Source organism: Mucilaginibacter aquatilis (genome assembly GCF_009755275.1).
Classification (GTDB): Bacteria; Bacteroidota; Bacteroidia; order Sphingobacteriales; family Sphingobacteriaceae; genus Mucilaginibacter; species Mucilaginibacter aquatilis.
Window position 1 is genome coordinate 70,876 of record NZ_WQLA01000002.1, and the last position, 13,311, is coordinate 84,186.

Here is a 13,311-nt window from a genome sequence, read left to right on the forward strand (position 1 = left end):
CAATGAAAAAACTGCTGCCCCTGTTAAGCATGGCCTTGCTGTTTGGTAAAGCCCACGCCCAGTTAACCCCATTTGAGCAAAGTACCGATAAAAATACCACAGCTACTTATGCTGAGGTTATGGCTCATTACCCTAAACTGGTAAAGCAGTTTCCGCAGCAGGTAAAACTTTTTAATTATGGCAGTACTGATGCCGGCAAACCCTTAACACTGGTAGTGCTATCAAAAGACGGCAACTTTGACCCAACCAAAATCAAACAACAGAATAAAAGGGTTATCCTTATAAACAACGGCATACATCCGGGCGAGCCCGAAGGCATTGATGCCAGTATGATGCTGGTGCGTGATATGCTTAAAAAAAAGCAATTGCCCAATGATGTGGTAGTGTGCTTTATTGCCCTGTATAATATTGACGGCAGCTTAAACCGTGGACAATCTCGTGTGAGCCAAAACGGACCGAGGGCGTATGGTTTTAGGGGAAACTACCGCAACCTTGACCTTAACCGCGATTTTATTAAAGCTGATAGCCGCAACGCACTTGCCTTTTTGCAGATACTGAATACCTGGCAGCCGGAAGTTTTCTTAGATAACCACGCCAGCAATGGATCAGACTACCAATATGTAATGACGCTTATTGAAACTCAAAAGGATAAGCAGCACCCTATACTGGCAGAATACACTGCCAAGACGTTATCTCCCAAACTTTATAAACGCATGGAGAAAAGCGGTTATGAGATGATTCCGTACGTTGAAAGTTTAAAACGCTCGCCCGATTCGGGTATTGTGGCCTTTTTAGAGACGCCGCGTTTTTCAACCGGCCACACCGTTCAGCATAATATTATAAGCTATGTAACCGAAACGCATATGCTTAAACCCTACGACAAAAAAGTTTATGCCACTTATGAATTTATGCACCACCTTATTGATGTTTGCCAGCGTGATGCCAAACAAATTGGTGAGCTTAAGCACAAAGCCGATGAACAGGTAACACAGCAAAAAACCTTTGCCCTAACCTGGGCTTTAGACGAGCAGAAGTTTAACAATATTACCTTTAAAGGCTACGAAGCGGGTTATAAGAACAGCGACATCAGTGGTTTGCCGCGCTTGTATTATGACCGAGCTAAGCCTTGGACAAAAACCATTAAATACTACAATACTTATAAAGCAACACTTACAGCCGATAAGCCTGTGGCCTACGTTGTTCCGCAAGCCTGGGGTAAAATAATTGATTTGTTTAAACTTAATAAGGTTGCCATGAAGCGCTTAAAGCACGATACCACCTTAAACGTACAAACTTATTATATAACCGATTATAAAACAGTTCCGCGCCCTTATGAAGGCCATTACCTGCACAGCGGCGTACAGCTTAATGTGGTTAACAATAACAAGATTAAATTTTATGAGGGGGATTATGTGGTGTACACAAACCAGCCTATAAACAGGTATATTGTAGAAACATTGGAACCGCAAGCTGTTGACTCTTTTTTTGCCTGGAACTTTTTTGATTCGATGCTGAGCCAGAAAGAGCATTACTCCGATTACGTTTTTGAAGACATTGCCGCACAATACCTTAAAGCCCACCCGGAATTACAGCAAAAACTGGACAAGGAAAAGGAGCGTAACCCGCAACTTGCCAAAAGCGCTGGGGCGCAGTTGGAGTTTGTATATAAAAACTCACCTTTTTACGAAAACACATACCTGCGTTACCCTGTTGCACGTTTACTTACCGACACCAAACTCGATTTACAATAAATGGAACAATACTTACAAGCGGCTCCGGTAGCCTCATTTATATTCATTATTACTATTGCACTTTCTTTATGGGCTTTTTCAAATGAGCGCCTTTACGGTGAGTTTATGCTGCACCCTTACAGCGTGGCCCGCGGTCAGCGCGTATGGACCCTTGTTACCAGCGGCTTTATCCATCGTGATTGGGCACACTTGCTGTTCAATATGTGGTCTTATTTTATATTTGCCCCTACCCTTGAAACGCTTGTTGGGCATTGGCAATTTGCACTACTGTATTTTTGCAGCTTAATTTTAAGCGATTTGCCTACGGTTAGCAAGTTTAAGGAAGCGTACAATTATCATAGCCTCGGCGCTTCGGGCGCAATAAGTGCTGTGCTATTCAGCTATATTCTCTTCTTCCCGATGAACCGCATTGGTGTTTTCCCAATTCCGTTTGGTATACCTGCCGTTTTATTTGGGGTGCTTTATCTTATTTATTGCGTGTATGCTTCGCGTCAGGCAAGGGGCACTATCAATCATGATGCACACTTTTTTGGAGCATTAAGCGGTATTATGATCACCGTTTTGCTTTATCATGATGTGCTACTGAATTTTGTTGAGCAGATAAGAGCTTCATTTTAAACAATATACTTACCAGCGATGTTACACTAAGATTACACTATTAAATGTTTAAACATATATTTTTGTATAATCTTAATTATCAAACATCATGGCACTAAAAGAAGCTCTAGCTTGGCGGTACGCCACCAAAAAATTTGATCCGTCAAAAAAAATAAGTCAGGATACTTTAGACTATATACTAAACACCGTACAGTTAGCACCATCATCATATGGCTTACACCACTACAGAATTATTGTGGTAGAGGATGCAGCCATACGTCAGCAGCTTAAGGCAGCCGCTTATAACCAGCCGCAGGTTACAGACGCTTCACACCTGATTGTGTTTGCTGCAGAAACCAATATAAACGAGGAATATGTGAAACGGTATGTAGATCAAGTTGCTCATATACGCAATATGGAACGTTCGGCCCTTGCCGGTTTTGAAGACATGCTGTTAAATAAAGTTTCATCGCTTTCTGCCGAAGAAAGTTTAGTGTGGGCGCATAAGCAAGCATATATAGCACTTGGCGTTTTATTGGCTGCTGCATCTGAAGTAAACGTTGATAGCGGCCCGATGGAGGGCTTTGATCCGGCTAAGTTTGATGAAATTTTAGGTTTAAAAGAACTTGGCTTAACCACCTCTGTAATATCAGCAATTGGTTACCGTGCAGAAGATGACGAGTACAGCAAATTACCTAAAGTACGTAAATCGGCATCAGACTTGTTTATAAAAATATGAGTGTGATTGAGGCCTCAGTAAAATGAGGCAAAGTTAGTGATGAGTTCTGAATGGGGGATGAAATCGATGAGTGTAAATAAGATAGCGGGGAGAATTGACTCCCACCTCCGGCAGAACAATCATTAGTGTTTTTAATAAAGTTGAGGTTGTGAATGCCGGCCAGGGGTGGCCGGCATTTTTTTGTTCCTAACCTGCTATTTATTACATCACCTATAGTTGTGGAAACAACTCCCCTTTGTGAGGTTAACCTTATACATCATGAATTTACTTAATGGTTAAATATTGCATAAAGGGCATTAATGCATATGGCACATCAATTGCCAATACCTATATATGACTAAAACCATGTTTAAAAAAATTTTGGTGGTTGAAGATGACCGCAAAACATTATCATCATTATACACGCTGCTAATGCAGCATGGATATGAGGTGCAAACTTTAACCGAAGCAGAATATATCTTTCAAGAAGTTACAGCATTCAATCCGCACCTAATTTTACTGGGCGCTTTAAGCCATGGTTCAAACGGAGCTATGATTTGTGCAGCTTTAAAATCAGCTCCTTTAACAAGTAAAATACCGGTTATATCGGTGCTTGGCAGTAAGCAATCGTTGGTTAAGCTTTACGAAAATGCCGATTGCTCCCCGGATGATTTTATAATGAAACCCATAAATGCACAGGTGCTGCTTAACAAAATAGAATACCGCTTTATAGCTAACTAAGTCTGCCTATTGCAAAAACTATTACCTGCAAAACTATATTGGCGTAAACACCCGCTAATACATCATCCATCATAACTCCCGTTCCTCCTTTCAGGTCTTCCATTTTACGTATGCCCAAAGGCTTCAGCATGTCAAAAAACCTGAATAATATTAAGCCGATAATTAAATTCTGCGTGGTAAGCGGAATAAAAAGCAGGGTAACCATTTGTCCGGCAACTTCGTCAATAACAACACGGTAGCTGTCTTTACCCCAGTCGGGCTCAACCTGGTTGCCTACGTATATGCCCAATAAAGTAATTAATACCGTAGCTAAAGGTAATACCCATACCTGCTGCAACAATAGCTGCTGGTTTGCAAAATAAATAAGCAGGCAAGTTACTATGGCCGCAATGGTGCCGCCACCTTTAATATATCCTATGCCTCCCCACGAGGCTATGACTTTATTGAGGTTCATACTAATGTTGCGAAGTTAGAAAAAACCAGGTGTTAGCAGCACCATAAACATTACACACCATGCGTTTGTAAATGATTAAACTTATTTTGGCTGATTTAAACATTTTACCCTATTTGCGCCCATGATACGAAAACCGCACGCCCTGATATTTGATATGAACGGAACCATGATTAATGATATGGATTTCCATACCAAAGCCTGGCAACGTATATTTAATGAGGAACTTGGCGGCAACTTTACTTGGGATGAGGTTAAAGTGCAGATGTATGGCAAAAACCCCGAAGTTTTAGAGCGTGTATTTGGCGCGCAGCGTTTTACCGAAGCCGAAAAAATTGAGTTATCATTGGCTAAAGAACAACGATACCAGCAGGAGTACCTGCCACAACTAGCCCTGCTGCCCGGCTTAGCCGAATTTTTGGAACGTGCTTATCAACTCAATATTCCCATGGCGGTAGCCTCGGCAGCTATTCCCTTTAATATTGACTTTGTACTTGATAACCTCAACATACGCCATTACTTTAAAGCCATTGTAAGCGCCGATGATGTTTTGCTAAGCAAGCCTCACCCCGAAACCTTTTTGAAAGCAGCGCAACAACTGCAAATTGCCCCAACTAACTGCCTGGTATTTGAAGATGTACCAAAAGGTGCCGAAGCTGCTTTAAACGCCCAAATGCCTGCGGTTATACTAACCACTACGCATGAGCAACATGAGTTTACGCACCTGCCAAACATCATCCATTACTCGCCCGATTTTAACGGCAGCTTTTTTTCTGAACTGCTGTCTTAAATAAAAGCATAGTAAGTATTGTAGCCCGTATTACACCAAAAAAACCATCCAAGCGTTTAGTATAGCAATTATATATTGTATATTGGTTACACTATTTAACTGACATGGATCTTATCTCTGAACTGGCGGAGCTGGCTTTGGCTACGCGTTTAAAAAGGTTGAGCGACCGTTTGGCGCACGATGTAAATAAAATTTACAAAGAGCTCAATCTTAACTTTGAATCAAAGTGGTTTTTGGTACTTGAGTTACTTAACCGGAGAAAAACCCTGTCAATAGTTGATATTGCCGAAGAACTTAAGCTTACCCACCCGGCCATAGTGCAGTTTGTTGATCAAATGCTGAGCGCTAAGCTCATAAATGCCCACAAAGACAAAACCGACGGCAGGAAACGCCTGGTATCACTGTCGGCTAATGGAAAAAAGCTATTACGGGAGCTTGCCCCGGTACTTGAGGCCATTAAAATTGAAAATGAGAACTGGCTCACCCAGGCTGATAACAATTTACTGGTAACCATAGCACAATTAGAAAAAGCACTGGAAGAAAAAAACATGTATGAGCGCATTAAAACACGTTTAGAGCCGCCAATACAAGCCCCGATATTATAGTTACACATTTTGTTCCCGCAATTTGACGCTCATCTTTGTTATCAGCAAGTCACAACTTCAAGCTATAAGTAATATATTTTCAAATAAGTCCGGTTGGTTGTAACCATTTAAACGGCAAAGCAGTATAAGTCAGAGATTCCTAAAAACACCAAATAAGTGGGTTTTTTAAAATCAAACCACTGACTAACTGCATTTTACAAATGAAAATTATTTTTATTGTTGCTTTATATCTTTCATGCTGCTCTTACTTTGTACATGCTCAATCGCAACCGGTGGCACCGGTTGCCCCAGCCAATAAAATTTCTTTTCAGCTGCAAGCTGGTACGCAGGGCATTGGCGGCGATTTGCGTTACGGTTTAACCAGCCGCATTTCGCTAAGAGGCGGCGCCTCGTTTATACCTGTAAAAGCCAATAACATTTTCACTTTCTCGGGGTTTGACTCAAATAACAGCCTGTCGGTTAAGTTCTCCAATGTTCATCTTTGGGCTGATGTTGTTCCGTTTAAAAAACTTCAGGGGTTACGCCTGATAACCGGCGCGGGCTACCTGTTTAAGGCCAACGGCAACATTAATGTGCTGCCAACCGGAACTTACTCGGTAGGCAACTATAAATTAACTCCTGCCGACTTAGGATCTCTTAACATTGATATGAGCTGGCGGGGTGTTGCGCCTTACCTTGGGCTTGGTTTATTTAAAGGATTTCCTAAAAACCGCTTCAATGTAAACCTTGATTTAGGTACATACTACTTGTCATCACCCAAATCAAAAGTTACCGGCACCGAAATGCTGGCCGATAACTACAAACTTGAGCCGCAACTTAATGCCAACATGAAAGGTTACCGCTGGCTGCCTGTTGCTCAACTGAACTTCAATTTCCGTTTACGCTAAAAATCCTGATAAAATTTATACTATGAAATTATTTACCAAATCTGCTTTGGTTGCCGTTGCGTGTGTTGTTTTGATTGGTGCTGAGGCCTGTAAAAAGCCAATTGACGATCTGGACATTATTGTAAATACCGGCACACTATCAACCACACCTATGCTGGTGCAGTTTGTTAATGCCAACACAACAAGCACAACTAAACTGCCTGATGCCTTCAAGGTAACCGTCAACGGTACCGGAGCGCAATACCTACAGGTTGATGGCGGCGGAAAAAATTTTACTGCGTTAAAAGGCTACCTGCCTTTAAGTTTGGTAAAAGGAATAGTACCCACTAAAAACAACCCTATTACTTTTTGCATATCGGCTACTTTGCCGGGCTATGCACCTATATCGCAAACTATATCGTTAACCAGCTCTACTCCATCGGCGCCGGTTATAAAATTAGTTGAGTACGCCAAACCGGTAAACGGCACCACCGCCATCACCCGCGAAAACAGTGTTACAGCAGGTACTACTGCTACCATTAATATAAACACACCAACCGGCAATGGCGTAGATGAAGCCAGCCGCATTAATATAACCACTGGCACCAAATTACTTGATGCCGATAACAACCCAATTAACGCCTCTCAGCTATCATCAAAAATAGTTTACTTTGGTACGGGGAATGAAAACGCGGCAGCTGCATTTCCTGGTGGGTTTGATTTGATTAATGCTATTGGCCCCAACGGACAGCCGGTTAATAACGGAGCAACATTTGTTACCGCCGGACTGCTTTCTATTGACATGACTGCAGGATCAACTGCAGTGAAAGCCTTTTCAAAGCCGGTAAATGTTACCATGGAAATTAACCCTGATCTTATAAACCCGCAAACAAAAAAAGCGGTTAAAGCGGGCGACGCCATACCTGTTTGGAGCCTTAACGAGCAAACCGGCCAGTGGAAGTATGAAAGCAATACTACAATTACCTATAACAGCAGTAACAAGCTTTCAGTAAGTTTTCCAATCACCCATCTATCGGCCTGGAGTGCAAACTGGTACACAACCAATTGCAATTCTGACTTAAATGTAAACGTACGTATACCAAATACCGACGAAGATATAAACGGTGATTACCAAATAAGCCTGGTTACAGCAAATGACCAGCCGGTAGCAAGCGCCATTACATCTTCCATAAGAAATGGTTTTAAAGCCGTTTTAAGCAACTTTCCATCAGATGCCGGCAACTTAAAAGTTGTAGTATATGCACAAACAGCTAACGGCCTTAACAAGTTAGGCGAAACATCGTTTTTTGAGGCTTGCGGCAAGGGATCTGTTGATGTAACGCTTACAGGCATAACTGTTATTGATTATGTACAAACCACAGTTAAGATAAGCGCGCGTTGTACCAATCAGCGGGTAGTAGCTCAGCCATCAACCTGGTTAACGCTAAAAGACAATACAACCGGCCAAAGCATTAACATTTATATGACTGATGGTGTATCATCGGCCAACCTTATAAACGGACATACTTACAGCATCAGCACTACTTTTGCAGGTAAAAATTATAACTCTGCTTCATTTAAGCTTGACAAAACGGCGGGTATCAATATTCCATCAGTTGATGGCTTAAGTGGAACGGCTAACTACGACCAAACCGCTGATGCCATTACGGTTGAGGCTAAATTTGTACTGGCAGATTGTAATTAAGCCTATAAATAGTTGTAAACAAATAAAGCCGATGATACCATCGGCTTTATTTGTTTACATATCATGTTTATTAATGAGCCCACACAAAACCAGCCGTGGTAAATTCCATTATCTGCAAACCAGATTCGTAAAACTCAGCTTGTACATTCATCTTTTTAGATTTTTTTAAACGGCTTATAAATTTTTTTGTGTTGTTTATAAAAAGTAAATCCGAACTGTTATCAGATGCTTCGCTACATTCAAAAGTAACAGGTTTATCATCATCAAATCTTACCGTAATGGAAGTACCATCAACGCCTGTATTAAATTGTCCCTTCGAAATGCTAAGCATTACATCGGTTTCACCATTTTTTTTGCGTATCATAATGCTGCCTGTAGACCCTCCATCATAAGGAAAATCAAAATTAAGCTCATTATTTGCCTCAATGTCTGCAAAATACTTCTTCTTCGACGTCATTTTATCTTCTTCTTCTTTGTAAGTCCATTTTGAAGTATTTTCGGCAGGTTTTTCTTTTGCTTGCGAAAAATCCGTCTCTATTACAGCAGAGGTGTCGACAGTTATAGAATCTGACAATGAAGAAGATGAAGTGCTTGAGCCGCAAGATGAAAACAAGCCGGCCATAAGTAATAAGGTAAAGATTTTTTTCATTTTAAGTGATTTGTTTGCGCTAAAATAATTCTATTTTCATAAAACAAAAATGTTTTTTGCTATTTTTTTTAGCATTTCAATGGGGTGGGTTATACCTTAGCATTGCGGCCAAAATAGATCGAGTTGGTTTTAAACAACAAAGGTTGCCTTAAGAAAGGCAACCTTGTATAGAATAGCTAAACATTTATCTATTCCACCGTGTTGGTCCTGTTTAGCCTGATTGCCGCCAGCAGGTAGTAAAAAGCCCCAAAGGCCGAATATCCCGCCAGATTTACAATGCCCATGTTTGGCGAATGTGCCATGGCAATGAAGGAAACCCCGGCCAAGACCGATTGCCCGCCGCTTATGATCATAGGCCATTGCCCGCCCAAAACCCGTCTGCGCTTAATGCCCAGCACCAATTGAATTAGTCCGGTAAGCATGGCCCATACGCCAAATACAATTAATGCTTCGGGAACGCCTTTTTGTATGGCAATAGCCACAGCAATGGTGGTAAGTATGCTTATTACCGTATTAATGTACTGTGGCAACAGGCTGATGCCCGCGTTTTTATTGGCACGGATATCCAGCAACGTGCCTACCACATCCCAGGCGGGATAAATTATTAAAAGCACGGTAGCAAGGCCCGGCGATGATTTAGCAAACAGCGCTACCAGCGTAACCCATATTACTGAAAATATAGTGCGGGTAAAATAAAGTGAGCGCAATGCACGTGCAGTTGGCAGCGCATTGGGTAATGTTGTTGTTGTAGTTGACATGGTTTTAACGTTTGTGATCTTTGTATGCACAAAGGTGAAAACTTAAAAACCCGCAAATTTTCACTTAAGTGAAAAATTGAACGGCATTTATGTCAACCTGAAATAATTTTAGCTGCCCAGCCCCCTATTGCTTTGCTGCAAGCGCTTTTTGATACGTGTTAACGATGGGTTTTTTATGCCCAGATACGATGAGATGTGGTAAGCTGCCACCCGGTTCACAATACCAGGATGCTCATTCAGCATTTTAAGGTAGCGCTCTTCGGGGGTGTTAAATAAAAATTCTTCCGTACGCGATTGGGAGTAGTTGAAGAACAGCTCGGCTATTAAGCGGCCAAACTTTTGCCATCCGGTTGGCGTGCTGTAAAGGTATTGCAGATCGGTGTAATGGATGGACAGTATTTCCGCATCTTCCAATGCCTCAATAAAGTAGTAACACGGGTACTGGTTAATAAAGCTACGGAACGAAACCAGGAACTGCTGCTCCGAAAAAAAGTACATGTTCTTTTCTTCCTGCGTTTCGGGATGTATAAAATAAACCCTGAATATCCCGCTAACGATGAGCGCCAGATCGGTACATACAAAGTTCTGAATGTTAAAAAACTCGCCTTTGGCAATTTTGCGGCTGCGCCAATAGGTTAAACTTACCGCTACATCGTTATCGGTAAGGGCAGCAAAGGGTATGAGTACATCTCTTAAAAACTGGTGTTTGCTGTTCATGTGCCGGGCAAAAAACTAAGATAGTATTACGGCACTATATGGGCGTGGCATTCCTGCATATTTTACAGTATAGTGTAGGTTGCTAACATCATCAACACACGCCCAAAATCTCTTTTTTCTTCGTTCGTCATTTTTGTGGTTTATACCTAACTTTGCCCAGCAAAAATTATAGCAAAAACTATGAATTTCAGAACCGAACATGACACCATGGGCGCGGTACAGGTACCGGCCGATAAATACTGGGGCGCACAAACAGAGCGTTCACGCAACAATTTTAAAATTGGCCCCGAAGCTTCGATGCCGAAAGAAATTATTGCTGCTTTCGCTTATCTTAAAAAGGCCGCTGCTTACACCAATACCGATTTAGGCGTATTAGCTGCCGAAAAACGCGACCTGATTGCCCAGGTTTGTGACGAAATTTTAGATAACAAACTTGAAGGTGAGTTTCCATTAGTAATATGGCAAACCGGTTCGGGTACCCAAAGCAACATGAACGTTAACGAGGTTGTTGCTAACCGTGCACATGTTTTACAAGGTAACACCCTGGGCGAAGGCAAAACCTTTATTCACCCGAATGATGATGTAAACAAGTCACAATCATCGAACGATACCTACCCTACTGCAATGCACATTGCAGCTTATAAAATATTAATTGATGTTACCATTCCGGGTATTGAAAAATTACGCGATACCTTAAAAGCAAAATCAGAAGCTTTTAAAAGTGTGGTTAAAATTGGCCGTACGCACTTAATGGATGCAACTCCCCTAACTTTAGGACAGGAGTTTTCAGGCTATGTATCACAATTAGACCATGGTTTAAAAGCACTGCGTAACACGTTAGATCACCTTTCAGAGCTTGCTTTGGGTGGTACTGCCGTTGGTACCGGTATTAACACACCTAAAGGTTATGATGTTAAAGTTGCCGAGTACATTGCACAATTTACCGGCTTACCATTCATTACTGCCGAAAATAAATTTGAGGCATTGGCTGCTCATGACGCTATTGTGGAAACCCACGGTGCACTGAAACAAATTGCAGTAGCTTTAATGAAAATTGCTAACGATATCCGTATGCTGGCTTCTGGTCCGCGTTCAGGTATTGGCGAAATTCATATTCCTGATAATGAGCCAGGCTCATCAATTATGCCTGGTAAAGTTAATCCTACCCAAAATGAGGCTGTTACTATGGTAGCTGCACAAGTTATGGGTAACGATGTTGCCATTTCAATAGGCGGCTCAAACGGTCATTACGAATTAAACGTATTTAAACCGGTTATGGCTGCAAACTTCCTGCAATCGGCTCGTTTAATTGGTGATGCCTGCGTGTCATTCAATGACCATTGCGCAGTTGGTATTGAGCCAAACTACGAGGGCATTAAAAAACACCTTGAAAATTCGTTAATGCTGGTAACCGCGCTTAACCCGCACATTGGTTACGACAACGCAGCTAAAATTGCCAAAACGGCATTAAAAGAAGGCTTATCACTTCGCGAAGCTGCCCTTAAGCTTGAGTTGTTAACCAACGAACAGTTTGACCAGTGGGTACGCCCCGAAGATATGATCGGAAGTTTAAAATAAACGCTATCCTTAAAATCCCTCTCCAAATGGAGAGGGACTTTTTTTTGTTTATGCTAAAAAAGCCTTTTATTCATCCTTTTTTGCCCGTATTGTTACTCGTAGCTTTTAGCTGCTGGCTTTTAGCACTCACATCTTGCGCACCTAATGCCAACATGCAGGGCCGTGGCAACGATGCTATGCAGGGCGAATGGAAACAAGTACCCGAAGCCGTAAATAACCAATTAGTAACTTATACTTTATATAACTTTAAGTTTACCTGCGATTCGTTTTTTGTGGCCATGCAAACCCATAGCCGCGTTAACTACGGTACCGACACCTGCATGAACAAAGGCCAATGGACAGAGTATGTAAAGGGTCGTTATCAGCAAACAAAAGATACGGTTTGGATGAGAGGCTTCTTTTGTAATCCAAACTATAGTCTTAAAAATCCTGGCGGTTGCTTCAGATCAGGCGTTTACGAAGCTTATTTTAAAGTTGAAAACGTAGCAGATACGTTACTCAGGCTTACGCCAACATCAAGCGTTTTGCCTGTAACTTTACACTTGGTTAAACGCACAAACTGTGTTCCCAAACCACTATAAAACATGAAAACTAATTTATTAAAAAAACTATTGATTGGAGCCGCCATTATTTATGCTCCACTGCAAAGTATGGCCTGGGGCGATAAGGGGCACCGTATAGTTGGCCAAATAGCTTCCAGCTATTTAACTCCTAAAGCACGGGCCGCGGTAAAAGCTATTTTAGGTAACGAGAGTATTGCCATGACCAGTACCTGGGCCGATTTTATAAAGTCAGACCCATCTTACAGTTACCTATCATCATGGCATTATATTGATTTCGATAAACCGTTTAACTACCCCGAACTGCAATCTTTTTTAAAGCAGGACACCAGCGTTGATGCTTATACAAAAATGCAGTTTATGATAGGTGAGCTTAAGAAAAAGTCGCTTCCGCAAGAGAAGAAACTACTTTACCTGCGTATGCTGATTCATGTGGTTGAAGATGTGCATCAACCTATGCATACCGCTCACACCGATGATAAGGGTGGTAATGATTATAAAGTGCAATGGTTTAACGAGCCATCAAACCTGCACTCGGTTTGGGATAGCAAATTAATTGAGTTTCAAAACCTGAGTTATACCGAATATGCATCGGCCATTAATTTTACTACAGTTGCGCAACGTACCGAATGGCAAAAAGAGCCTATAAGCAAATGGTTATTTGACAGCAAGGAAATTGCCGAGAAAATATATGCCGGTACCCAGCGTGATGAAAAGATAGGCTACAAGTATAACTTTCAGTTTGTAGGTATATTGAACCAGCAACTGCTTAAAGGCGGTGTACACTTAGCCGGTTTGCTGAATCAAATATTTGCTTAGTCTTTG

General features: G+C 41.6%; 15 protein-coding genes. 11 read left to right on the forward strand and 4 right to left on the reverse strand.

Going from position 1 to position 13,311, the window contains the following annotated elements; genetic code table 11:
• Positions 1-2 precede the first annotated feature (2 nt).
• From GO816_RS04785 to GO816_RS04800, 4 genes are all read left to right on the forward strand, one after another.
• A complete protein-coding gene (locus tag GO816_RS04785; protein WP_157540226.1) occupies positions 3-1,751 on the forward strand; it encodes a M14 family zinc carboxypeptidase in 1,749 nt (582 codons plus the stop codon).
• Positions 1,752-2,369 (forward strand): rhomboid family intramembrane serine protease, encoded by a 618-nt coding sequence (locus GO816_RS04790; protein ID WP_157540227.1) that lies wholly within the window; start codon positions 1,752-1,754, stop codon positions 2,367-2,369.
• Between the two features lie 88 nt (positions 2,370-2,457).
• On the forward strand, positions 2,458-3,087 hold the full coding sequence (locus GO816_RS04795) for an NAD(P)H-dependent oxidoreductase (protein WP_157540228.1): 630 nt from the start codon (positions 2,458-2,460) through the stop codon (positions 3,085-3,087).
• A 345-nt stretch (positions 3,088-3,432) separates the two neighbouring features.
• Positions 3,433-3,807, forward strand: a complete 375-nt coding sequence (locus tag GO816_RS04800) for a response regulator (protein ID WP_198171415.1) — start codon at positions 3,433-3,435, stop codon at positions 3,805-3,807.
• Here the strand turns inward: GO816_RS04800 and GO816_RS04805 are convergent.
• Positions 3,800-4,261 (reverse strand): phosphatidylglycerophosphatase A family protein, encoded by a 462-nt coding sequence (locus GO816_RS04805; protein ID WP_157540230.1) that lies wholly within the window; start codon positions 4,259-4,261, stop codon positions 3,800-3,802. The genes GO816_RS04800 and GO816_RS04805 overlap by 8 nt on opposite strands.
• Positions 4,262-4,382: 121 nt before the next feature.
• Between GO816_RS04805 and GO816_RS04810 the strand changes: the two genes are divergently transcribed.
• From GO816_RS04810 to GO816_RS04825, 4 genes are all read left to right on the forward strand, one after another.
• Positions 4,383-5,048 carry an HAD family hydrolase gene (locus GO816_RS04810; RefSeq protein WP_157540231.1) on the forward strand — a complete coding sequence of 222 codons (666 nt, stop codon included), beginning with the start codon at positions 4,383-4,385 and terminating at the stop codon, positions 5,046-5,048.
• A gap of 104 nt (positions 5,049-5,152) precedes the next feature.
• Positions 5,153-5,653, forward strand: coding sequence for a MarR family winged helix-turn-helix transcriptional regulator (locus GO816_RS04815; RefSeq protein ID WP_157540232.1), 501 nt, complete (start codon positions 5,153-5,155; stop codon positions 5,651-5,653).
• A 200-nt stretch (positions 5,654-5,853) separates the two neighbouring features.
• On the forward strand, positions 5,854-6,540 hold the full coding sequence (locus GO816_RS04820) for a hypothetical protein (protein ID WP_232336496.1): 687 nt from the start codon (positions 5,854-5,856) through the stop codon (positions 6,538-6,540).
• A 22-nt stretch (positions 6,541-6,562) separates the two neighbouring features.
• The gene (locus tag GO816_RS04825) at positions 6,563-8,224 is read left to right on the forward strand and encodes a hypothetical protein (protein WP_157540233.1); all 1,662 of its coding nucleotides are present in this window, start codon (positions 6,563-6,565) and stop codon (positions 8,222-8,224) included.
• Positions 8,225-8,294: 70 nt separating this feature from the next.
• Here GO816_RS04825 and GO816_RS04830 read toward each other — a convergent pair whose 3' ends face one another.
• The 3 genes from GO816_RS04830 to GO816_RS04840 all read right to left on the reverse strand — a co-directional run bounded on the left by GO816_RS04830 (position 8,295) and on the right by GO816_RS04840 (position 10,348).
• Positions 8,295-8,873, reverse strand: coding sequence for a hypothetical protein (locus GO816_RS04830; RefSeq protein WP_157540234.1), 579 nt, complete (start codon positions 8,871-8,873; stop codon positions 8,295-8,297).
• Positions 8,874-9,061: 188 nt separating this feature from the next.
• On the reverse strand, positions 9,062-9,631 hold the full coding sequence (locus GO816_RS04835) for a hypothetical protein (RefSeq protein ID WP_198171416.1): 570 nt from the start codon (positions 9,629-9,631) through the stop codon (positions 9,062-9,064).
• A 108-nt stretch (positions 9,632-9,739) separates the two neighbouring features.
• Positions 9,740-10,348 (reverse strand): Crp/Fnr family transcriptional regulator, encoded by a 609-nt coding sequence (locus tag GO816_RS04840; RefSeq protein ID WP_157540235.1) that lies wholly within the window; start codon positions 10,346-10,348, stop codon positions 9,740-9,742.
• 180 nt (positions 10,349-10,528) lie between these two features.
• Here GO816_RS04840 and fumC point away from each other — a divergent pair, with 180 nt between their 5' ends.
• The 3 genes from fumC to GO816_RS04855 are packed head-to-tail and all read left to right on the forward strand — an operon-like array spanning position 10,529 to position 13,305.
• Positions 10,529-11,926, forward strand: a complete 1,398-nt coding sequence (gene fumC / locus GO816_RS04845; RefSeq protein ID WP_157540236.1) for a class II fumarate hydratase — start codon at positions 10,529-10,531, stop codon at positions 11,924-11,926.
• Positions 11,927-11,976: 50 nt separating this feature from the next.
• Positions 11,977-12,507: a fumarate hydratase gene (locus GO816_RS04850; protein WP_157540237.1), complete on the forward strand. Its 531-nt coding sequence runs from the start codon at positions 11,977-11,979 to the stop codon at positions 12,505-12,507.
• A 3-nt stretch (positions 12,508-12,510) separates the two neighbouring features.
• Positions 12,511-13,305: a S1/P1 nuclease gene (locus GO816_RS04855; RefSeq protein ID WP_157540238.1), complete on the forward strand. Its 795-nt coding sequence runs from the start codon at positions 12,511-12,513 to the stop codon at positions 13,303-13,305.
• The last annotated feature ends 6 nt before the right edge of the window (positions 13,306-13,311 follow it).